Annotated in this window: 21 protein-coding genes and 1 tRNA gene; 16 read left to right on the top strand and 6 right to left on the bottom strand. The window is 62.8% G+C overall.

The genetic code is table 11. From position 1 onward, the window contains the following. Positions 1-8 precede the first annotated feature (8 nt). Positions 9-491, bottom strand: a complete 483-nt coding sequence (locus tag IWX64_RS00110; RefSeq protein WP_442859017.1) for an Lrp/AsnC family transcriptional regulator — start codon at positions 489-491, stop codon at positions 9-11. 128 nt (positions 492-619) lie between these two features. Between IWX64_RS00110 and IWX64_RS00105 the strand changes: the two genes are divergently transcribed. Continuing rightward, the gene (locus tag IWX64_RS00105; RefSeq protein WP_196865167.1) at positions 620-1,867 is read left to right on the top strand and encodes an MFS transporter; all 1,248 of its coding nucleotides are present in this window, start codon (positions 620-622) and stop codon (positions 1,865-1,867) included. A 112-nt stretch (positions 1,868-1,979) separates the two neighbouring features. Here IWX64_RS00105 and IWX64_RS00100 read toward each other — a convergent pair whose 3' ends face one another. After that, complete coding sequence (locus IWX64_RS00100; protein ID WP_395939800.1) at positions 1,980-2,495, bottom strand: Lrp/AsnC family transcriptional regulator; 516 nt, start codon at positions 2,493-2,495, stop codon at positions 1,980-1,982. 49 nt (positions 2,496-2,544) lie between these two features. Beyond that, positions 2,545-2,982, bottom strand: coding sequence for a MarR family winged helix-turn-helix transcriptional regulator (locus IWX64_RS00095; RefSeq protein WP_196865166.1), 438 nt, complete (start codon positions 2,980-2,982; stop codon positions 2,545-2,547). Between the two features lie 81 nt (positions 2,983-3,063). Between IWX64_RS00095 and IWX64_RS00090 the strand changes: the two genes are divergently transcribed. The 4 genes from IWX64_RS00090 to IWX64_RS00075 all read left to right on the top strand — a co-directional run bounded on the left by IWX64_RS00090 (position 3,064) and on the right by IWX64_RS00075 (position 6,714). Then, positions 3,064-3,495 (top strand): NUDIX hydrolase, encoded by a 432-nt coding sequence (locus IWX64_RS00090; RefSeq protein WP_196865165.1) that lies wholly within the window; start codon positions 3,064-3,066, stop codon positions 3,493-3,495. Between the two features lie 9 nt (positions 3,496-3,504). Continuing rightward, positions 3,505-4,557 carry a ribosome small subunit-dependent GTPase A gene (gene rsgA / locus IWX64_RS00085; protein ID WP_196865164.1) on the top strand — a complete coding sequence of 351 codons (1,053 nt, stop codon included), beginning with the start codon at positions 3,505-3,507 and terminating at the stop codon, positions 4,555-4,557. Positions 4,558-4,620: 63 nt separating this feature from the next. Beyond that, positions 4,621-5,838, top strand: coding sequence for a pyridoxal phosphate-dependent aminotransferase (locus IWX64_RS00080; RefSeq protein WP_196865163.1), 1,218 nt, complete (start codon positions 4,621-4,623; stop codon positions 5,836-5,838). Between the two features lie 21 nt (positions 5,839-5,859). After that, positions 5,860-6,714 carry a PPK2 family polyphosphate kinase gene (locus IWX64_RS00075; protein ID WP_196865162.1) on the top strand — a complete coding sequence of 285 codons (855 nt, stop codon included), beginning with the start codon at positions 5,860-5,862 and terminating at the stop codon, positions 6,712-6,714. 84 nt (positions 6,715-6,798) lie between these two features. On the opposite strand, the gene IWX64_RS00070 is transcribed toward IWX64_RS00075, so the two are convergent. Both IWX64_RS00070 and xseA read right to left on the bottom strand, forming a co-directional pair. Continuing rightward, positions 6,799-7,050: an exodeoxyribonuclease VII small subunit gene (locus IWX64_RS00070; protein WP_196865161.1), complete on the bottom strand. Its 252-nt coding sequence runs from the start codon at positions 7,048-7,050 to the stop codon at positions 6,799-6,801. Continuing rightward, positions 7,047-8,399 (bottom strand): exodeoxyribonuclease VII large subunit, encoded by a 1,353-nt coding sequence (gene xseA, locus IWX64_RS00065; RefSeq protein ID WP_196865160.1) that lies wholly within the window; start codon positions 8,397-8,399, stop codon positions 7,047-7,049. The genes IWX64_RS00070 and xseA overlap by 4 nt, the downstream gene beginning before the upstream one ends. Positions 8,400-8,580: 181 nt before the next feature. Between xseA and IWX64_RS00060 the strand changes: the two genes are divergently transcribed. Together IWX64_RS00060 and IWX64_RS00055 are read left to right on the top strand one after the other, a co-directional pair. Continuing rightward, the gene (locus IWX64_RS00060; protein WP_196865159.1) at positions 8,581-9,453 is read left to right on the top strand and encodes a hypothetical protein; all 873 of its coding nucleotides are present in this window, start codon (positions 8,581-8,583) and stop codon (positions 9,451-9,453) included. 132 nt (positions 9,454-9,585) lie between these two features. Continuing rightward, positions 9,586-10,671 (top strand): 4-hydroxy-3-methylbut-2-enyl diphosphate reductase, encoded by a 1,086-nt coding sequence (locus IWX64_RS00055; protein WP_196865158.1) that lies wholly within the window; start codon positions 9,586-9,588, stop codon positions 10,669-10,671. A 31-nt stretch (positions 10,672-10,702) separates the two neighbouring features. On the opposite strand, the gene IWX64_RS00050 is transcribed toward IWX64_RS00055, so the two are convergent. Continuing rightward, positions 10,703-11,983 carry a DNA recombination protein RmuC gene (locus IWX64_RS00050; RefSeq protein WP_196865157.1) on the bottom strand — a complete coding sequence of 427 codons (1,281 nt, stop codon included), beginning with the start codon at positions 11,981-11,983 and terminating at the stop codon, positions 10,703-10,705. A gap of 86 nt (positions 11,984-12,069) precedes the next feature. Between IWX64_RS00050 and ychF the strand changes: the two genes are divergently transcribed. The 9 genes from ychF to IWX64_RS00005 all read left to right on the top strand — a co-directional run bounded on the left by ychF (position 12,070) and on the right by IWX64_RS00005 (position 21,110). Beyond that, on the top strand, positions 12,070-13,155 hold the full coding sequence (gene ychF / locus IWX64_RS00045; protein ID WP_196865156.1) for a redox-regulated ATPase YchF: 1,086 nt from the start codon (positions 12,070-12,072) through the stop codon (positions 13,153-13,155). 256 nt (positions 13,156-13,411) lie between these two features. Beyond that, a tRNA-Met gene (locus IWX64_RS00040) sits at positions 13,412-13,485 on the top strand. A 279-nt stretch (positions 13,486-13,764) separates the two neighbouring features. Next, positions 13,765-14,283 carry a hypothetical protein gene (locus IWX64_RS00035; RefSeq protein WP_196865155.1) on the top strand — a complete coding sequence of 173 codons (519 nt, stop codon included), beginning with the start codon at positions 13,765-13,767 and terminating at the stop codon, positions 14,281-14,283. A 769-nt stretch (positions 14,284-15,052) separates the two neighbouring features. Beyond that, the gene (locus IWX64_RS00030) at positions 15,053-15,271 is read left to right on the top strand and encodes a hypothetical protein (RefSeq protein ID WP_334683027.1); all 219 of its coding nucleotides are present in this window, start codon (positions 15,053-15,055) and stop codon (positions 15,269-15,271) included. Positions 15,272-16,932: 1,661 nt separating this feature from the next. Beyond that, positions 16,933-17,379, top strand: coding sequence for a hypothetical protein (locus IWX64_RS00025; RefSeq protein ID WP_196865153.1), 447 nt, complete (start codon positions 16,933-16,935; stop codon positions 17,377-17,379). Positions 17,380-17,414: 35 nt separating this feature from the next. Then, positions 17,415-17,714: a transcriptional regulator gene (locus IWX64_RS00020; protein ID WP_196865152.1), complete on the top strand. Its 300-nt coding sequence runs from the start codon at positions 17,415-17,417 to the stop codon at positions 17,712-17,714. A 444-nt stretch (positions 17,715-18,158) separates the two neighbouring features. After that, a complete protein-coding gene (locus IWX64_RS00015; protein ID WP_334683026.1) occupies positions 18,159-18,731 on the top strand; it encodes a GNAT family N-acetyltransferase in 573 nt (190 codons plus the stop codon). A 307-nt stretch (positions 18,732-19,038) separates the two neighbouring features. Continuing rightward, positions 19,039-19,560, top strand: coding sequence for a DUF1877 family protein (locus tag IWX64_RS00010; RefSeq protein ID WP_196865151.1), 522 nt, complete (start codon positions 19,039-19,041; stop codon positions 19,558-19,560). Positions 19,561-19,640: 80 nt separating this feature from the next. Further along, the gene (locus tag IWX64_RS00005) at positions 19,641-21,110 is read left to right on the top strand and encodes an MGDG synthase family glycosyltransferase (RefSeq protein WP_196865150.1); all 1,470 of its coding nucleotides are present in this window, start codon (positions 19,641-19,643) and stop codon (positions 21,108-21,110) included. The last annotated feature ends 581 nt before the right edge of the window (positions 21,111-21,691 follow it).

The raw sequence follows: 21,691 nt of genomic DNA, 5'->3' as shown, positions 1-21,691 counted from the left end.
CCGTCAGGTCATTGTTCGTCCGCGAGGGTCCGCAGTAGCGGTTCGGTCCGGTAGGGAATGTGCTCGTGAAGGGCGAGGACTGTCTCGGTACGAATGACTCCCTTGATCCGCAGAATCGACCGGAGTGCTGACTGGAGGTGGTGGGTGTCCTTGGCCGTCACGCGGCACCAGACATCCCCTCGACCGGAGATCTCGTGAACCTCCAGTACCTGATGGAGACGGCGTAGCCCACTGATCACTCCATCAAGTTCCCGGTGGGAAACCTCGATGGTCACGAATGCCGCGACATCGTAGTTGAGGGCCTCCAGATCAAGCTCACGCCCGCTGGAGCGAAGGGTGCCGGATCGGAGCAGCCGTCGAATCCGCGACTGTGCGGTGTTGCGGGCCACTCCGAGGTGTTCGCTCAGCTCACCGATCTGGGCTCGGGGGTCCCGGACCAGCTCCAGGAGGAGACGGATATCGACCAGGTCCAATTTGCTCACGACGTGCACTTCCAATCAGTTGGATGGCTCAAAACTGATGATTTTGATCAAGTCTAACGACAAATATGTTCCCGATAATCCTGTGGCCCGGAGAATAAAGGGGAGATGTGCTGTTTGTTCTACTGTATGGAGAAGTTGTGAGCGTGCTGAGCGAGCTGCGGATGAAGCCGCCGGAGAAGGTGCGCTGGGGCTGGGATGCGTCGGTGAGGGCGAGGCTGGTCCTTGCGGCGGTGGTCATTTCCACCCTGCTCATTGGCGCCAATCTGGCGACTCCCCTGTATCCGCTGCTGCAGGCCGAGTTAAATATCACATCGTTCGAGGTCACGGTGGCCTTCTCTGCCTATGTGGTGACGCTGGTGGCGGGCCTGCTGATGGTGGGGCATTGGTCGGATCACGTCGGGAGGCGGGCGGCCCTTGTCCTGGCCATTGTGATCGGATTCGCCGGGGCTGGCGTCTTTGGAGCGGCGTCGTCGTTGCCCATGTTGGTCCTGGGGCGGTGTCTCCAGGGCGCATCTGTCGCTCTCGCAACAGGAGCCAGTTCCGCGGCCCTGCGCGATCTCCTGCCGCATAGACCCGACTGGGCCTCTCGATTCACGCTCCTTGCGTCGGCAGGAGGGGTTGCGGCCGGCCCCGTCATCGGCGGGCTGCTGTCCCTCCTGCCGGATCCCACCCGGACGCCTTTCGCACTGTACTCACTGGTTCTGGCTGCCTTGCTGCTGCCTCTCCTGACCTTGAAGGCTCGGCCGGCAATCCGTGCCGCCGATGCCTCGTCGCCTTTCAAGGCGCTCAGGCCCCGCCGGCCCGTTGTCTCGCGGGCTGCTGGGCGGGCCTTCTGGAATGCATCGGCCGTCGGATTCCTGAGCTTCGCGGTCTTCGGTTTCACGCTGAGCCTCGCCCCGACCTACTTCGCGTCCCTGGCCGGGACCGACTTCCGTCCACTAATTGGTCTCCTGGCAGCTCTGGTTTTGGGATCGTCGGCGGTTAGCCAGTTAATGCGGGTGCGGGGCAGGCATGTCGTCGCAGTCGGATTGACGGCTCTGGGCCTTGGCGTGGCACTGATTCCGGTAGCAGGTGCGCTGGACAGCGTCGTTCTGCTGGTGGTGGCCTGCTTCCTGGCCGGGGCCGGCCAGGGAATCGCTTTTCGCACCGTCTTCAACGAGGTTGCCCTCCAGGTCGAGCCGTCCCAGCATTCCCAGATCATCAGCACGCTCTACGTGTTGACTTATCTCGGGAGCGCCGCCCCGGTAGTGGGGTTGGGGGCTGCGGTGGAACGGTGGGGGCTGGACCGGTCAGTCCTGGGATTTGCGGCAGTGATTGCGTTCGCCAGTCTCTTGCTGGCTACCGTTAGTCTTCGGCGGACTCTGCGCTCACGACCGGTGGACTGATCGGCCCGGTATTTTAGGTGGGTTGGTCACCCCTTGATCTCCGCGGGTGAGCGGGGGCGGCCTGCTGCCCTAGGGTTGTTCGCGCCGGCGAACAGCTCATGGTCAGCTGGAGCTAGGGGAGTACCCCAGAATTACCGGGCAGATGGTTGAACACCAGGGTTGTTTCGGTATGGCCCACCACGGGATCAGTCGTCAGGTGATCGAGTACCCAGTCCCTGAGAACCTCGGTGCTGGGGACCGCCAGATGCAACAGGTAGTCCACCGACCCCGCCACATGGAAGGTGGACACCACCTCGGGCAACAGGGGGACCCTGGCGGTAAACCGGTCGATCTCCTCCCGGTTGTGACCCTTGAGCTGTACCGACACCATCGCCTGCACCGCCCGGCCGACGGACGCGAAGTCGAGCTGGGCGTGGTAGCCACTGATGACCCCGCGGTCCACCAATTGCCTTGTCCTCAGCAGGGCGGTAGATGGTGCTACCCCGATGCGCTCGGCCAGCTGGGCATTGGTTATCCGCGCATCAGCCACCAACTCGCGCAGGATCAGTCGGTCGGTGTGGTCGAGCGTCATCGGGTCCCTGGGCCGCGCGGGGGTTCCTGATGGTTCGGGTGCGGCATCGTGAGCCATGGGCAAGCCACTTCCTGATGAACTACTGCGGTTGTCTCCACCCTAGCGCTCACGAGTCGTCCGCGTTCAGTGCCGTGGTGCAGTTGCTGATCAAGCGATCCAGCTGGCCACGCAGGACGGCGTCGTCGACCCCGTGGTCGACGGCGTCCAACGCCGCTTCTAGCCCATGCCAGGCAGCATCGGTCAGTCGCCGGCCGGGAATCGTCAGAGTGACCACGTTAGCGCGGGAATCCGAGGTGCTGATCGTGACATCCACCAATCCCCGTCCCGTCAACTGCTGGATCCGCTGCGTGACCGATGCGCGGCTCACATCCAGGGACTGGGCTATTTTCTGCTGGGAGGAAGGCCCGGCAATCCGCACGGCGAGCAGCACCAGAAACGGGGCGTAGTGGATGCCGTGGCGGGCAAGGAGATACTCATCCGAGACGCGGTTCACCAGTGAAGTTGCACGGTGCAGCTTGAATACCGTCGACTGTCGAAGATCCATACCGTTAAGTAGTTAACGTTTTCGGTTCCAGGTCAAGCTTGTCGGGGAGCGATTCCTCACGATCTGGCTAGACTTGCCGCCATGAGTGCTGAATGGGACACGCGGGTTGGGGCCTATGGCCTGATCATCAACGAGTCAAAGATACTGCTGGCACATTGGAATGAGGCTGGCTCCACGGGATGGACCCTCCCGGGCGGGGGACTGGAGCTGGGAGAGGATGCGCCGACCGCGGCCGTCCGCGAGATTGAGGAAGAAACGGGATACACGGCGCTGCTGGACGACCTTCTCGGTGTGGATAGCCTGCACATTCCCGGTGCCTCACGGCACAACGGGTCGGGCCGGCCGATGCACGCCCTGCGGATTGTCTACCGTGCACACACCACCGGCGGAGTCCTTCGGCACGAGACTGACGGGTCCACTGATAGGGCTGCCTGGGTGGATCTCGCCGATCTGCCCACCCTGAACCGGGTGGGACTGGTCGATATCGCCCTGACGATGGTCAACCAGGATTGAGGTCTGCCCATGGACGCACTGCAGCAATATGGCCTGACCGACCGGATTAGCGTGCTCTTCGCGGGTGCTTTCCCGGACGGGCGGATCGGGCCGGGGCGCGTGGTCAGGGTTGACCGCAGCCGGATGCTGGTCGCGACGGCGCAAGGCATTGAACCGCATGACGCACGTCCCGACGTCGCGACGGGTGACTGGGTGGCACTGGCGGGTGGTGACCCCACGCACTGCGCCATCGTGGGGGTGATGCCCCGGTACTCGGTCCTGCACCGCAAGAAGGCCCATGATCCGCTTGCTGAGGTTCAGGTGCTTGCGGTGAACGTCGACCTGGTCGGCGTGGTGGTCCCCCTCGATCGACCTATCTCGTCCAACCGGCTGGAGCGCACCCTGGTGGCTGCCTGGGATTCGGGTGCGGTTCCCCTCGTCATTCTCACCAAAGCGGACCTGAGCACCCGTTTCGATGAGGTCGTCGCGCAGACTGTCGAACGAGCCGGAGCGGCTGAGGTGCTCACCACCTCAGCGGATACCGGCGACGGCCTGGATGAAGTGCTGGCGCGTCTAGGTCCCGGCGTCACAGCTGTGCTTCTGGGCCCCTCCGGCGCAGGAAAATCCAGCCTGGTCAACGCACTGCTCGGCAGGGCCGTGCAGAACACCGGGTCGGTGAGGGCTGGCGATGGAAGAGGGAGACACACCACCACGTCGAGGGAGCTGATTCCCCTACCGGGAGGTGCGGTACTGATGGACACGCCGGGGGTGCGTGGGTTTGCCCTGTGGGACGCCACGGACGGCCTGGACGAGGTGTTCGGTGACATTGAGGAACTTTTCGCCGACTGCCGGTTCACCGACTGTCGCCACGGACCGGAACCCGGGTGCGCTGTTCAGGAGGCCCTCGCCAGCGGGGTGCTCGAGGAGCGGCGCTGGCTGAGCTACCAGAAAATGGCGCAGGAGCTGGCGATTCTCCACCGGCGTCAGACCGAGGCCAGACGTGCCCGAGGTCGCGGATCCCACCAGCAGGCCAAGAAGTCTGCGATGGCGAAAGACCACCGCAACCGGTTCCGGCAGACCTAAAGCCCTTCGGTGGCGGGGGCGTGAATCACGTGTCCCACGGTGCCACTGTGGCATCCTGTGTAAATGGCAGAATTCAAGCAGTCGACCAAGCTCCACAACGTTCTCTACGACATTAGGGGGCCGCTGCTCGATCATGCCAAGTTCATGGAGGCGGAAGGGCACCGGATCCTGAAGCTCAACATCGGGAATCCAGCACCATTCGGGTTCGAGGCTCCGGAAGCCATCCTGGTCGATATGATCCGTCACCTCCCGAAGGCTCAGGGCTACAGCGATTCCCGGGGCATCTTCTCGGCCCGGACCGCTGTGGTGCAGTACTACCAGAGCCGTGGGCTCACCCACATGGACGTCGACGACGTCTACCTGGGCAACGGGGTCAGCGAACTGATTACTCTTTCACTCCAGGCGCTGCTGAATAACGGCGACGAGATACTGGTGCCCACCCCTGACTACCCCCTCTGGACTGCCTCAGCGAGCCTGGCTGGGGGAACCGCGGTGCACTACCTCTGTGACGAGGAGAATCACTGGTGGCCCGATCTGGAGGATGTGGCCACCAAGATCACCAGCCGCACCAAGGGGATTGTGCTGATCAACCCCAACAACCCAACCGGTGCCGTTTACCCCCGTTCGATCATCGAGGGCATGGTGAAGCTGGCGCGTGAACACGATCTCATCATTTTCGCCGACGAGATTTACGAGAAGATCCTGTACGATGACGCCGTCCACATCAACGCTGCCACCGTTACCGGCGACGACGTCCTGTGCCTGACCTTTAGCGGCCTGTCGAAGGCCTACCGGATTGCCGGATTCCGCAGCGGTTGGATGGCCATCACCGGGCCCAAGCACCAGGCCGCCGACTATATCGAGGGCATCAACCTCCTCGCGAACATGAGGCTGTGCGCCAATGTGCCGGCCCAGCATGCGATCCAGACGGCGCTCGGCGGCCACCAAAGCATCAATGACCTCATCTTGCCTGGGGGCCGGCTGAAGCAGCAGCGCGACAAGGCCTACCAGCTGTTGAACGAGATACCCGGGGTCAGTTGTGAACTGGCCCAGGGGGCCCTCTACCTGTTCCCGCGGCTGGACCCTGAGGTCTACCCGATCAAGGACGACGAGCAGTTTGCCCTCGACCTGCTCAAACAGCAGAAGATCCTGATCTCCCACGGCCGGGCGTTCAACTGGGTCAACCCCGACCACTTCCGCATGGTGACCCTACCCAATGTTGATGATCTTGAGGACGCCATCGGTCGGCTCGCCGAATTCCTGAGTACCTACAAGCCCTAGTCCGCCCTTGGAAGGATCACCATGTCGTCTGCTCCCGCGTTCAAGACAAGCCCCACCCAGTCCCTGATGGTGGGGCCGGATGTGGACCTGGCTTCGATCCGCCCGCGCTCCACCCCGGGGTTTTCCGGTGGCAAGAAGAAGGGCAAAGCCAAACTTGCTGCGGGAAGCGCCCAGCTCTCGGAGCTGCAGGAGAAACTGTTCGCCGAGAGCAGGTTCGGCAGCGAAATCTCCCTACTGGTGGTTTTGCAGGCTATGGACACGGCAGGCAAGGGCGGGATCGTCCGCCACGTGGTGGGGGCCGTTGACCCGCAGGGTGTGAATCATTATGCCTTCAAAGCCCCCACCCGGGCCGAGAAGCGCCACGACTTCCTGTGGCGGATCAGGAAACAGCTTCCCGGGCCGGGAATGATCGGCGTTTTCGACCGGTCCCACTATGAGGACGTGCTGATCCAGCGGGTCCGTGGGATGGCGGAGCCCGCAACGATCGAGGAGCGGTACGGCATCATCCGGGACTTCGAGGCCGAGCTAACGGAGTCCGGGACCCGCATCATCAAGGTGATGCTGCACATCAGCCCCCGGGAGCAGAAGGAACGCCTGACCGAACGGCTGAAGCGCAAGGACAAGCACTGGAAATACAACACCGGTGACCTCGACGAGCGTCAGCTGTGGGACCAGTACCAGGCGGCGTACCAGGTGGCCATCGAACGGACAGCGACCCCCGACGCCCCGTGGTACGTGATCCCTGCGGACCGCAAATGGTACGCCCGTATTGCGGTGCAACAGCTGATCATCGATGCGCTGCAGGACATGCAGCTGAGCTGGCCACGTGCGGATTTCGACGTCAAAGCAGAGAAGGCGCGGCTGGCCAAGTCCTGACCAGGATCCGCCCGCCAGGTCAGCTGCGTCCCTCCATGCCACGGTTCAGCGTGGCGCTGTGACACTCCGGTTCAGTTTGACCGTTCAGCCCGACTGTTCAGCTTTGTCCCGTGCAGCGGCGAGACGCTTCTTGGCGCCTTCGAGCCAGGATTCACAGTGATCTGCCAGCGCCTCACCGCGTTCCCAGAGGGCGAGTGATCGCTCGAGCGTCACCCCGCCAGCCTCCAGTTGGCTGACGACGGCGACAAGCTGTTCCCGGGCCTGCTCGTAGGAGAGGCCGCTGACTTCTGGCTCCGGTCCGGTGTCGCCGGTCGAAGGTCCTGTGGTTTGGCTCATGGGATGTCTTTCGGTTCGGTGGATGGGGAATCGGGGCTGGGGGCGAGCGCTGACGCGGCCAGGTCGCCGCGTGCCAGCCGGATTTTGAGCAGTGTCCCGGGGGAGACGTTTGCAGCATCCCGGGCGATGGCTCCGTCGGCCAGCTGGACCACCGCGTACCCTCGGTCGAGGGTGTTTTGCGGTGACAGGGCTCTTACCTGTGAGCGGAGGTGGTGCACCCTATCGACGTCGCGCGCCACTGCCGAGGTGGCCGCCTGGCGGGCCCGCCCACGCAGCCGTTCGACGTCGTCCGCGCGCACCGACACCATGCCTTCGGGCTGGGCCAGGACAGGACGCGATCGCAGGTGGTTGAGCCGCTCCGTCTCCCGGGAGACCAGGGTGTCGATGGCGCGGGACAACTGTGCCCGCGACTGGCGGATCCGCTGGAACTCCTCGGCGACGTCGGGAACCACACGTTTTGCGGCGTCGGTGGGGGTGGAAGCGCGCAGATCCGCAACTTCATCAATCAGCGGCCGGTCGGCCTCATGCCCGATCGCGCTGACGACCGGGGTGCGGGTGGCGGCGACGGCCCTGACCATTTCCTCGCTGCTGAAGGGCAGGAGATCCTCCAGCGACCCGCCGCCGCGGGTGATGATGATGACGTCGACGCTGGGTAGGGCATCGAGCTCTGCCAGCGCAGCGGTCACCTGCCCCACACACCCAACCCCTTGAACCGCGACTTCCCGGACTTCGAACTCTACGGCTGGCCAACGGAGGCTGGCATTGCGCAGGACATCCTTCATGGCATCCGACCCCCGCCCGGTGATCAGGCCGATCCGATGGGGCAGCAGTGGCAAGGGTTTGCGCAGCCGCGCGGCGAAGAGGCCCTCCGCGGCCAGCAAGTGGCGAAGCCGTTCGATCCTGGCCAGCAGGTCGCCCAGTCCCACCTGCCGGATCTGCCAGGTCTGCATGGACAACCGTCCGGTCTTCAACCAAAAATCGGGTTTGAGCTGGGCCACCACGCGTGAACCGTGCTCCAGCGGAAGTTCCAGCCGGGAGAGCACATTGCCCCGGATGGTCAGGGGCAGGGACACCTCGGCGTCGACATCCCGCAGCGTCACGAAACACATGTTTGACCGGCGGTTGACCTCGATCACCTGTCCCTCGACCCACGCCGCGGGGGCCCGCTCGAGGTGCGCCTTGAGTTTCTCGGACAGAAGGTGGAGTGGCCAGGGGCGTTCGGCGGTGGTTTCGGCGGCGGTGGCGGGCAGCGTCGTCGGCCCGCCCTGCCTGGCGTCAACCAGAGGCGGCGTCCCTGTTGCCGCGCCCGCAGCGAAGTTCGGCGGCTGCGCCGCGCCTTCATTCTTCATCAGTTGACACTCCCAACGCTTGTGGCGGGAACGGGTAGTAGACCTTCTGACCCCACGCCTGTTCTCCTAATGTCTATCAGCTTGCGCCCCCTCTGAGTGTCCACACCGGGTCGGTGTGGAGGAATAGTGCAGCGGGAAGTGCATAATCGATACTTCTGCCACTACAAGCCAGGGACAACACATGCGGACAGTTGGTGCAGCGCTCTTGGTGCTGATCGCGCTGATACTGGCGGGCGTTGCCCTCCCGGGTGCGTGGATCGAACGAAACCTCGTGCAGGCTGATGGTTTTGTGGAACTGGCTGGGCCGCTCGGTGCTGATCCCGACTTCCAGGCCCAACTGACCGATGCCCTCGCTACTGAGGCGACCGCTGCTGCCGAGCTTCCGCCAGCGCTCGCGGGCATCATCGAGCCCTTGATAGCCGACGCGGCAGCCACCGTCGCTGCCCTGCCGGGGTACCCCGCAGCCTGGGACGATACGCTGCGCCGTTCCCATGACCTGAGCGTTCCCACCGAGGTGAATGTGAGCACCGGCGTGGAGTCGCCACAACCGCTGAGGCTCGACCTGACGCCTGTGGTGTCCCTTGCACTCCAGGAAGTCGGCTCGGGTATAGGTATCGAGGTTCCGGAACCCGCAGAGACTCTCATCGAGATCGGTCCGGCCGAACAGCAGGTGGCACTGGGGCAGTTGGCGGCAATCTCCGGCCTCTGGCCCTTCCTGCTGACCGCGGCCGGGATGAGCGCGCTGCTCGCCCTGGTCCTTGCGCGTAGGCGTGGCACTACGCTGGCGCTGCTTGGCGTCGGAATCGCTGTCCTCGGCGGGATCTACTGGCTGGCTTCCGACGCCGCGCCGGGGGGCGCTGAACAGCTCCGCGCGCAGAACGCCGACGCAGAAAGCCCCATTGCTGCACTGTTCAGGGAGGGCCTGGTAGCGAGGGCGGTCGAGGATGCCCAACCGCTGAGTCTGGCGGTCGTTGGAGTGGGTGTGGTGTTGTGCGTGGTGGGTGTCGCGGCGAGACTCCTTGCTGGTGGACGGACTCGGACCCAGCAGGACTAGCCTCTGCGGATGAACCCGGCCGGATTGGCTTAGCCAGATGAACCCGGCCGGATTGGCTTAGCCAGATTAGCTCTGAGCGGATCACGGCTGGCCGCTTCGGGTAGTGCGGCTTCGAGCCGTTAGCATTGAGGGATGACCAGCACAGCAGTCTCAGTGCCCATGCCTTCGGTTCCTCGGAGGCGGCGTTCGCCTGCCGAGATCGAGGCCGCGCAGCCCGTCGATGGGGGACGCAAAGTCCTGCTTGCCGCTCCACGCGGCTACTGCGCGGGAGTGGACCGAGCCGTGATCGCCGTCGAGAAGGCTCTGGAACACTACGGTGCACCCGTGTATGTCCGTAAGCAGATTGTCCACAATCTGCATGTCGTCACCACGCTGGAAGCCAAGGGTGCCATCTTCGTTGAAGAGAACGAGGAAGTGCCCGAGGGTGAACTGGTGGTCTTTTCCGCGCACGGAGTGTCGCCGGCCGTGATCCAGTCGGCCGAGGACCGCGGACTGCGAACCATTGATGCCACCTGCCCGCTGGTCACCAAAGTGCACAAGGAAGCTGTCCGTTTCGCTCGCGATGATTTCGACATCCTGCTGATCGGCCATGAGGGGCACGAGGAAGTGGAAGGAACTGCGGGGGAGGCTCCGGACCACATCCAGATCGTCAATGGGCCCGAAGATGTGGACAAGGTGACGGTTCGCGATCCTGAGCGGGTGATCTGGTTGTCCCAGACCACGCTGAGCGTCGATGAGACCATGCTGACCGTGAACCTCCTGAAGGAGCGGTTCCCCACCCTGCAGGATCCCCCCAGCGACGACATTTGTTATGCAACCTCCAACCGCCAGGCCGCGATCAAGAAGATATCGCCCAGTTCTGACCTGGTGATTGTTGTGGGATCGGCCAACTCGTCGAACTCTGTGCGGCTGGTGGAAGTGGCCCTTGAGTACGGTGCCAAGGCTTCCTACCGGGTCGACTTCGCCAACGAGGTCGACGAGACCTGGTTCGAGGGTGTCTCGACGATCGGCGTGACCTCCGGTGCGTCAGTGCCCGACAATCTGGTTCAGGACGTTTTACGTCTGCTGGCAGACTACGGGTACGGCGACGTCGAGGAAGTGGTGACTGCCGAGGAGGACATTATTTTCTCGTTGCCGAAGGAGATCCGCGCCACGCTGAAGGCGATGGGGGACTCCACCAGCGGTATCGGTGGCAGAGGGCCCCGGCCGAAGCGATGAGCTTCGATCACCAGCTTTTCCGCCGCCGTCCCTAGGCGCTGCGGCGGTCGCCGTCGCTGTCGGAGGTGTTCTCGTTCAGTAGTTCGGCGGCGCTTAGGAGCCGGGGTGTCGATTCCACTGGGGACACCCGCAGGGGCCCGGATTTCTCCTCTGGCTGGGATGAGGCGCCCAGCGACGCCGAGTCGAAGTCGTTGATCCGGCGGGCTGTCGGCAGCACCCGGGTCTCGAGGGTGCCTACAAACGAGTTGTACTTCTCCACCGAGGACTTCAACGAGTTGCCAAGCTTCGTGACGTGCTCGCCCATCGTCCCAAGACGGTCATACAGCTGCCGGGACAGATCAAAAAGCTCCTTGGCGTGCTCGGTCAGCACATCCTGCCGCCAGCTGTACGCCGCACCCTTGAGAATGGTCAGGAGCGACACCGGGGATGCCAACGCCACATTGCGGGTGAAGGCGTAGTCGAGGAGTCCCGGATCAGCACGGAGAGCGGACGAGAGCACCGACTCCACCGGGATGAAACACACCACCAGTTCGGGGGTGTTCTCCACTCCGAGCCAGTACCTTTTGCGGGCCAGGGCATCAATGTGGGCGCGGAGAGCCTTCGCATGCTGTTGCAGGAGCAGGTCCCGCTGGCCTAGTGCGCTACCCTCTGCGGTCTCGGATCCCTCCGGTAGTTCATGGGCGTCAAGGAAGGCGGCCAGCGGCACTTTCGCATCGACCACCAGTTGCTTGCCGCCGGGCAACTGCACGATCATGTCCGGCCGGGCAGCAGTATCTTTTGCGCCGGCGTTGAGGGTGATGGTCGCTTGTTCCAGGAAGTCGACGCGGGCCAGCATTCCGGAGGCCTCCACCACCCGGCGCAACTGCACTTCACCCCACTGTCCGCGCGCGCTGTTGCTGCGGAGCGCTGCGGTCAGGGAATGCGTCGTGGACAGCAGCTGTGCATCCGAGTGCCTCGCCTCGCGAAGCTGCTCCGCGAGCTGGCCAAACTGTTCCACCCGGTCCCGTTCCAGAACCCCCACCTGGGACTGCAGGTGGTTCAGTTTGTCCGCCACGGGGGCCAACGCGCGCAGCACCGATTGGTCGCCGACTGATCGATTGGTGAGTTCCCGGTTCTGGGCCACCAGCATCCGGTTCTCCGCCGTCGCCGTCGCCAGGGCCGCGGTGGCGCTGCCCAGGCGACCGCCGACGTCGTCCAGCTCCTCCGCGAGCCGCTGAACCCGCTGGCGGGCTGCCCATCCCATGCCAGCGGCGCCCAAGATTGCCCCCACCAGGAGTGCTAATACGATCAGAACCACAATGAATCCATCCATGGCACTACCCTGACAGTTGGCACCGACATTTTGTGGATCCGGTGGCGGCGCGGTGGAAGCCGGGGCAAACGGTAGACTCTATTCCCGTGGCTCTTACTATTGGCATCGTCGGACTGCCCAACGTCGGCAAATCAACCCTTTTCAACGCGCTAACCCGCAACAACGTGCTCGCGGCGAACTATCCGTTCGCAACGATCGAGCCGAACGTGGGGGTGGTCAGTCTGCCGGACGCGCGTCTCGGCCAGCTGGCGGAGATCCATGGGTCACAGCGCATCCTGCCAGCCACCGTCTCCTTCGTGGATATTGCGGGAATCGTCAAGGGTGCATCGGAGGGAGAAGGGCTGGGCAATCAGTTCCTGGCCAACATCCGGGAGGCCGAGGCCATCGCCCAGGTCATCCGCGTGTTCGATGACCCCGATGTGATCCACGTGGATGGCAAGGTCGATGCACGCTCCGACATGGAGACCATCAACACCGAACTGATTCTTGCCGACCTCCAGACCCTCGAGAAGGCCATTCCCCGGGTCGAGAAGGAAGTCAAGATCAAGAAGCGGGAGCCCGCGCAGCTGGCCGCCATGATCGCGGCCCAGTCGGTGCTGGAACGCGGCGACACCATCTTCGCGTCGGTGGCGAAGGACAAGCTGGAAATGGAGCACCTGCGGGAGTTGAGCCTGCTCACCGCCAAGCCCTTCATCTACGTGTTCAATGCCGACGATTCGGTGTTGGGCAATGAGGAGAAGGAGACGGCGCTTCGCGAACTCGTTGCCCCCGCCGACTGCATTTTCCTGGACGCCAAGCTCGAATCCGATCTGGTGGAACTGGATGAGGAAGAAGCCCGCGAGATGCTCGAGATGAATGGCCAGAGTGAATCCGGTCTCGATCAGCTGGCACACGTCGGTTTCCACACCCTCGGGCTGCAGACTTATCTGACGGCTGGACCCAAGGAAACGCGGGCGTGGACAATCACCAAGGGTGCTACCGCCCCCGAAGCTGCGGGAGTCATTCACACCGACTTCCAGCGCGGCTTCATCAAGGCCGAGGTGGTCTCCTTCTCCGATCTGGTTGACGCCGGGTCGATGGCCGAGGCCAAGTCCCGTGGCAAGGTGCGGATCGAAGGCAAGGAATATGTCATGGCCGACGGCGACGTGGTGGAGTTCAGGTTCAACGTATAGACCCCTCGCCTGAACTAGTCGAAACATCGTCCTTGTGAAACTTATAGGCTGATGCCCGTGCCGCGGCCATGCCCTGAATGACCTCGGGCGGGTGTTCCCCGGCCGGCCGGGCAGGAGGCCCGAGGGATTCCTGGGGCCCGGGACATTTTCGCCGTCCCTGAACGTCAGCGGATCGCGGGAAACAGCCCAACCGCCCGGTCCTGGGGTGACCTTGATTGGTGTCTTCCTCGTGTAGTGCGTAAGGTCGATCATGCGCCGCGGGGTGGAGCAGTTCGGTAGCTCGCTGGGCTCATAACCCAGAGGTCACAGGTTCAAATCCTGTCCCCGCAACAACAGGGCACCTACTCATGATCATTGTGAGTAGGTGCCTGAACTGCATCAAGACGGATTCATGGTGACACACCATGAGCGCTCGGTGGAGACTCCTCACTCACGCCGACCGCGGACGCGCCGCCCTAGGATTGCCGCATGACCAGCACGCAGCGCATCGTCGAAGCGGTCCGCGATGAGATCATCGCAGCCACCGCCGAGGTCCGCGCGGTCGCCCAGTCGGAGCACGACGAGGTCCGGACCCAGGTTGCGGACTAGCTGGATGGACGATTCGCCGGCGTGACGGATGAGCAGAACCTCCATGAGGCTTCGGCCCGAGGCCTCAGCCTGTATCGCGGCGGGATGGGCTCCTTCCAGGACGTCGGAAGCTCTGCTTCTGCGCACGTCGTGGGTGAACTGTATGTCGCGCTGCAGCGCGGTCGACCCCTGGGGGCCGAACCTGTCGATGGTGACCCACCCTTTGCCACTGATCCTACGAGTACACCCATGAGCGACGGGCCGCGCACCGTCCAAGCCGTGCGGGACGAGATCATCGCAGCGATCGCCGAGGTCCGTGCCGCCGCGCTTCTGGGCCAGGATGAGCAGCGGGCCCATACCGCGGACTGGCTCGACCGGCAGTTCGCCGATGTCACGGATCGACGCGGTCTCCGCGAAGCATCAGATCAGGCGCTCACCCTGTACCGCGGCGGCACGGGGTCGTTCCGCATCGTCGGATACGAGACTGCAAGGCACGCCGTTGATCGTCTGCATGCGGCTCTGCGCCGTGGACGGTCCTGGTTCCTTCGCGGCAGTTACTGATCGACTCGTTGCGGCCCGGTCGGTCCGTCGACCGGGACCCCACGGCACAGCCGGTCCACGGCCCAGTACCGACAACGGGAGTGTGCTCCATCTTGCCAGTTTTGAAGTGCGCTGGCCTGAACGTCATGGATCGCAGAGACATAGAGGACGCCGCGACGCTCATGACCCTGCTGCGTCGTGCGAAACACCCCTCGTCCGTCCGTCCGTGCGGTGCTGTCTGGGTGGGACATGCTGCAGGTCGACGATCCTTCACGGGGACAAATAGAGACGGCGATATCGATCCTGGTCGGTTCCGATCTTGCTGAGGTCGACTCTTCCTGGGGGTATGCGGCTGATACCCAGGGCAATCAACGATCTGCTGGCAGGACATGAGTTAAACCGTGCCCCGGTGAGTCTGCCTGAGTCGGTCTTTGCCCCTGCGCATGAGGACTGTCTGGACACTGCTCGACGCAGGGCTGAGCGCCAATCGCGACATCGCTGGTGGTGGCCCGACCCGTTTTGGCGCCCCCGTCGGTGGCGCCGCCAGGCGAGGGCCGCCGGTCGCGGAGCCTGAAGACGTTATTGGGATCGCAGCCTGTCTGTGATGGTGATCGGTTACGGAATGTGGTGGAGTTCCGCTTCAACGTCTGATCGCCAGGAAAGAGCTAGGGGAACCTACAGACTCGCTCCTCGGATCGACTGAGTCGCTGGGAGTTCCGCTTGTGGCCACTCAGGCCGGTTGCTGGTCGTCGCTTATGGACGACTACCATGGCGTAGGTTTTGGCATGCGGTGAGCTGGGTCGGAGGCCTTCTCCTAGTGATTTATGGCGGTGTGAATACGGTGGTCAGCGGCGCCGTATTAGCCGGCGCGATCCGCCCTGCGGGCGGATACGACCTGAACGCGATGATCGGCCATGCTTGGCTATGGGACCCCCTGTTCTTCATCTGGGGCGTTGCTTTGATTTTGTCGCTCTGGTTTTCGCGCAAAAGCTCAGCCGACGGCACGTAAGACAATCCGCCTACGACGCAGCGCCCGGGGTTGCGTTGTCGTCGGAATAAAGGCAGTCAGTTGGTGCTGATGTTGGCTTCGGTCAAGACAGGGATGGAGGGTGGGCGAATGGTAGAGCCGCCTTGCGAGACCAGACAGTATAGCTAAATGCCCAGAGAAAATCGGCCGCTACGATGACTCCGAGGACGGTTCCATCCGGTAAGTGCTTCGGTCCGAGCCGGGTCGGCAACGACCGGAAACGATCGTTACCGGGCGCGCTGGGTGGCCGGTCGCAGGGACGCTGCTGGGCGTAAAACACCCGACTTGTGACTGTTAGCCAGGAATGGCGGTTAATCGCAGCTTCAGTTGGCGGCCCTGTCGTCCTACTTGGCGATCGGCTTACGGGCGGTCGATCCGGAGCGTATTCTTCCATCATGCACGCCCCTCGACCTCTTCCGAACATCGGCGCTCCAGCCGTTAGCGCTTTAGACGAGGCAGGGGTTCGGAGCTTGGGCGATGCAGAGCGTATCGGTCTTGATCATTTCGCGGCGCTTCACGGAGTTGGTTCGAAGGCCATTCGCCTCCTCCGAGCCGCGCTCGAGCAATAACGCATAGAAGCCGATCCCTCGCTCGCCTCAAGATGCACGCTGAGGGATCGGCTTTTAGGCGCCTAACGGTGGGATCGCTACTACTCGGTTAGGGCAGTTGATCAGGCGGGAGCTGGCCCATTTCCATAGGGCGATACCAACCACGTTTTTCCCCAAATCTGCGGAGTTTCAACCCACCTATGGTTATCGTTGGTGGTTTCATTTCGAATGTGCGGGGAGACCGGCTTGGCCTAGCTGACCACTTGTAGTCCACTGTTGCCGCAACGACTCGAATGAGCCGCGGAGTTTCACGAGCCCAGTGATAAGAGACGTACTTTTGAGGAAGCAGCATGGAAGCATGCTATTTGATGCCGCCCGCCTACACCATCCGCCCGGCTACCCAGAGCGCCAGCGTCGATGCTCTTGACCGTTAGCGGATCTTAAATGGGTCACCAGTTGGGTGGCTATGGGGCGTCGTGGTCGGGACGGGTATGAGCCGATAATTTTGGCGGGGTTGCTGGACTATTTCTCGTTGCGGCAGATAGCGCATCGCCATGCTTCACTACTTCCACACCCACCGAATCCCACTCATGCAGCACAGAGCCTGCAGCGGGATGCTGCCAGGTTATGTAGAACAATCCCGGCCATGCCAAGGCTCCAATGGGAGGTCCGTCGGGATCTGGATTAGCTAGAGTGACACCGGCTTCAAACGCGATGTCTCGGCCAACGTGGAATGGCATTCCGATTACGTTGGGAACGACGACGGTCTTAGATCTACGCGTCTCCATGCCATTAAAGGTACTCCCAGCAACCTCGTCCAACCATGGACGCTGAAGAAGTACCTGGACATCGCTTGGCGATGTACCGAAATCGTTCGTATTTGCTACAAGCACCGTCCCCGTCACCCAAGTGATACGAAGGGACTGGATTTTATTGTGACTGTTAGCTAGAAATGACGGTTGATCGCAACTTCGATTGGCGGTTCTGTCGTCCCACAAGCCGATCGGCTTATGGTGCGTCGGGTCAACGCAAAGTTTTACTGGTTATGCCCTGGGGTAGTTGATTAACCGCTTGGCAAGTGATTCACTCAACTGTATGGAAAATGACTTTGATGTTCGCGAAGCGCTCGACGCTATGGAAGCGGACCGTCACGTACTGGGCCAGCGGATGACCGCCGAGACTCGTTGGGCGGCGCCCGCGCAGGGCCTTGCCGCCGCGTTACTCATCGCCGCACCCGCTGCTGGTGTTCCCGGCGTGTTCTTCGTCCTGGCCCTGAGTACGGGACTATTCCTCGCCGTCGAGTTGGTTTTTCGCAAACGCAGCGGCCTGTCAATCAGCCGCCCTGCAGGACCGCGAGGCATGGCGCTGCTGGTGCTGCTTATTGCGCTGCTCTGTGGCCTCAACGTGCTTTCCTGGATTCTTTGGGCGCTTGATCTCCTCGCCTGGATTCCGCTCTCCGCTCTGGCTGGGGGCCTCATCGTGGCACTCGGTGTCGTGGGCTACGACCGTGCCTACGCCGCGGAGGTACGCCATGAGGGATGAGGAACTCTTCAGCGGCGGTGTGAATCGGGGCCGGCATGCCCGTTGAGCCCCGATTCGACGAGGCAATACATGCGCCCACCCGGCTCCGGCTATGCGCCATACTCCGGCGACTGGATGGGGCCGAGTTCAGTATGATCGCCGGGATGCTTGAAGTTAGCGAAGCAAATCTCTCGAAGACAGTGCGAAATCTCGTTGCTCTCGGCTACCTGGATATCAGCAAGCAAGCTTCACCCAAGCGATCAGATGCGCGCCGCACTACCACCGTGAAGCTGACACCCCACGGCCGTTATGCCTTCGACGAACACCTGGCGGCCCTTCGCGCCATGACTGAATAAAAGAAGGGAAATTCTAACTTCGGATCCCCGTCAGCGATCCCCCACCGCGAAACGGCCACGGCGTAGATTTCCTCGGCTAGGTAGTGGTTTTACTGCCCATTAGTGTAGGCGACTGTTGCGTCGTAGCTCATCGATGCATCGCTGGCCCTGACCTCGATAGTGTCCCGCCAATCCCCTAGCGGGAATGATATGGAGCTCAAAGTGCGCCCCTCACCTTCACCGCAATTTACCTGTGCACCGTCGGGTAGAAAAAGCGTTCCTGGACTGAGACAGATAATTTCTACACCTATGTGGGTATCGGTTTCAGCTGGAGCGCCAAGCTCAAAAGATCGCTGAATAGGACGACAGGACCGCCAACTGAAGCTGCGACTAACCGCCATTCCTGGCTAACAGTCACACCCGACTTGATGCCTAAGACTGAGTGGAGCGATGCAAAAATAAGGAATGAGTATCGATAGTGAGATCCCGCCCTGGCCGTCTTCAAATCCCGAACACGGCCGGATCCGGCTACGCAGGTTCACGAATCTAGACGTCGGGATGGCAAGGGAGCTCTCCCAAGATCCGTATGTGCCCAGCGTCGGAAGCCTCCCACCGGATGCTACCGGTGAAGAAGCCTTGGCATGGGTTGAACGTCAGCAGCAACGCCACATCGATCGGACAGGATTCTCCTTTGCCATCGCCGATGTTGAGACCAATCGTTCACTTGGGACCATCGGACTATGGACACAGGAACTGGCCGCAGGCCGCGCCCAGATTGGTTATGGCATCGCCCCGAACAAGAGAGGCCGCGGTCTTGCACTCGATGCCCTCCACGCTCTGACTACCTTTGCCTGGACAATCCCGCGACTGCATCGAGTAGAGCTGTACATAGAACCGTGGAACGCGGCTTCAATCCGCACCGCCGAGAAAGCCAGCTACGAACGAGAGGGCCGGCTACGCAGCCATCAGGAAATCGGCGGAAAACGAAGCGACATGTTCCTCTACTCCGCAATCCGAAAGAGTACTTTCCCCAAATGAGTTGGCTGACGGTGGTGCTAACGCCTACAACGAAGCTATTGTCGTCGCGGTGATCACGGTCGGCCACCGACGCGACGTCTACGACCGCTGAGCACAGCAAGAGGATTCTTCCCTGTGAACGACCGGAGCCTTCGGATCGTGATTATCCAGCCGCGGGACTCCATGCCTCATAGTCAACGGTTATTTTGTTACGGAACGCGGCGAGGTTCCGATCTAGCCTCAGGCGGCCGCTGGCCTGCGGCTAAAGTTATCCACAGATGGCAGGTGCCAATGAACGAAAGTGCGCTTGCGGGCTCAGAATCGTCGTATGGGAATCAGATACTACGCATACGCGTTCGACAGCGGGCAGACCGAGAAAGCGCTCGCCGACCCTTTCACCGTGATCGGTGCCGACCCGTTCGCAGACGTTCTGGGTCTCGAAGAAGGCTTCACCAACGGCTCCACAGACTTCCGGCCATCTGTTCCGGAGCGCGACCTTCTCTTCCTCGACAAGTCATGGTTGTGTCTTCAACGGCTCACCGCTCCGTCGGCTTCACGTGACAGAGCCAGACCGGCCTATCGGATGTTCGAGGGGCACGTGACCTACCTCGACCAGGGTATGACTTGGCGCCCATGGCTGCGTGCACTCACGCCGGATGAGGTTGCACCAATCGCCCGGGATGTAGAAATGCTTAGTGACCACGACATCGAAGCGAGCGTGGGTGAGTACTTCTCGTCTCAGTTGCTGGAGTCCGAGATCGCATATGTCACCGAGTACCTTCATCGAGCCAAAAACTTCGTCCAGGCAGTGGCATCGGAGGGGCGAGGATTCGCCTACCTGATCGGGTGACCTCCGGGCGACAGGAGTATCGTCGGTTGGCCCCGTCGGCGACCCGTCTTCAGTGTGATGATGCCTGCTAGCCTCTCTTCATGCGTAAGTCGTCGGCACGTGGGCTCCGCCCCGAAGGAGGGGAGCGAGTCCTGATCCTGTCCGCAGGGGTGGGGGCGGGGCACAACAGCGCTGCGGCGGCGATCCAGCAGGAGTGCGCGAGGCGCTCCGATATCGCCGAGGTGCAGGTGTTGGACGTGTTGCAGGTGAGCAGCGTGCTCTATCGCGCACTGCTTGGAAAGGGTTACTTCGTCCTGGTTGAGGGCCTGCCCTGGCTGGTCGACTGGGGCTATGACATGAGCGACCCGCCTTTCCGACGCCGTGGCCCCATCGACCCGTGGACACGGGCGAACGCTGTTCCGGTCATTGGCGCAATCAAGCGATTCCGGCCGACCGCGATCGTGTGCACGCATTTCCTGCCAGCCCAGCTCCTGGCGTCGCTGCTCCTCCGCGGTGTGACTGAGGCGAGGACCGCTGTCGTGACGACGGACTACGATTTCCAAGGCCTGTGGCTTCCGAGCGCGTTTCACACCCTGTTCGTGGCCCGGGAGGAGGCGCGGGTAGAGTTGCTGGCGCTCGGCCTTCCTCCTGACCGGGTCGTCGCCTCGGGCATCCCGATCGCCAGAGAACTCGATGGCGCGCCCGCGCCGCTGCGCGATAGCACCAAGCCCCCCATGCTCCTGATCTCGGCGGGCGCGACCGGCGGCGACTATGCGGTCTCGGTGGTGCGGCAGACGATGCACATGCGTTCGTCCTTCACCGCCACGATTGTCTGCGGACACAACGATGCATTGCGACAGCGCATCGAAGAGCTGGTAGCGCCCGCTGGGGACCGCTACCGCGTGCTCGGATTTACAAAGGAAATGCCGCAGCTGTTGCAGCGTGCTGATCTGTTCGTGGGCAAACCGGGTGGGCTGACGGCGTCGGAATGCATGGCCGCCGGGCTGCCCATGGTGCTGGTGAACCCCATCCCGGGGCAGGAGGTTCGCAACGGCGACTACCTGATGGAGCAGGGGGCAGCCGTCCGCTGCAACACCGCCGCGACAATCGGCTGGAAGATCGACGAGGTGCTGCGCGAGCCGGGTCGGCTCCAGCGGATGCAGGCGGCCGCGCGGAGAATCGGTCGCCCTGAAGCTGCAGCGAACGTGCTGGCCAACACGCTGGACGGTCCGTCACGTCCGCTGGTGGTCACGCGTGCAGCGCAGAAGACGATTCTTACCGCCAGCGGTCAACGCGTCGTCGCCACCGATCTGACGGGGCCGTCCGCGCTGGCCCGCCTCATCGACTCGGCGGCGGGAAGCACCGTCGCGTTGTTGCAAGCCGGGGAGCTGGACAATCTCAAGAAGCGGTACGCGGCTCCGAACGGGGGAATGGTGTTGCGTCGCGGCCAGGCGCATCGTTGGCTCCCGCGGGAAGCGCGGCGGTTGCTCCGCGCCCTGCTCCAGAGCGACAAGACGCTGTCTGTCCGCGCCGAGGGAGTTTCGGCACGTCCGACTATCCCACCTGGCTGACGGATAGAACGCGACTCCTTGCGGGTCCCAGATTGACGAACCCTCCGGGCACCAGCCTGGTCATTGCGTCATTGCGTCATTGACCCATTGATCCCAAGCCGGGAGGCTGGTGCCATAAGGGATGTGCCCGCCGACACCGGACTAAAGTCCCTGTTTCTCAGGAACCGGCGGGCGTAGCTTGAAAGTGCGGTCTCGCAACGGGGCGGGGCCGCACCAAGGGGAGCGCCATGAGCAGATCTTCGGCAGTCAGGATTCTGGGGCTTTCCGGCGTGATCGTGCTCACAGGGTGTTTCGGCCCACCGGCCGCCGCCCCGACAAGCAACCAAGCCGCTCCAACCACGACAGTGAGCGAGTCCGTGACGACCGCGACCCCTCCCGCGCCGAGCACTCCTGCGCCGAGCACTCCGTCGGCCTCTCCTACCTCACCAGCAGTATCGCCTTCTACTGCCCCCGCAAGCCCGTCCGAGACGGCGGAACCAACGCCCCCCCTGTCTGTCAGCATTGGGTGAGACACCGCCACTTTTCCCACTGACTCCTTAAGGGCGAGATTTGGAAACCGATTCCCTGTGAGCACCGCACTT

It is taken from the genome of Arthrobacter sp. CAN_A212 (assembly GCF_015752345.1).
GTDB lineage: Bacteria > Actinomycetota > Actinomycetes > Actinomycetales > Micrococcaceae > Arthrobacter_D.
Note: the sequence above shows the minus strand (reverse complement) of the source record. Positions and strands in the feature narration are given on the sequence as shown.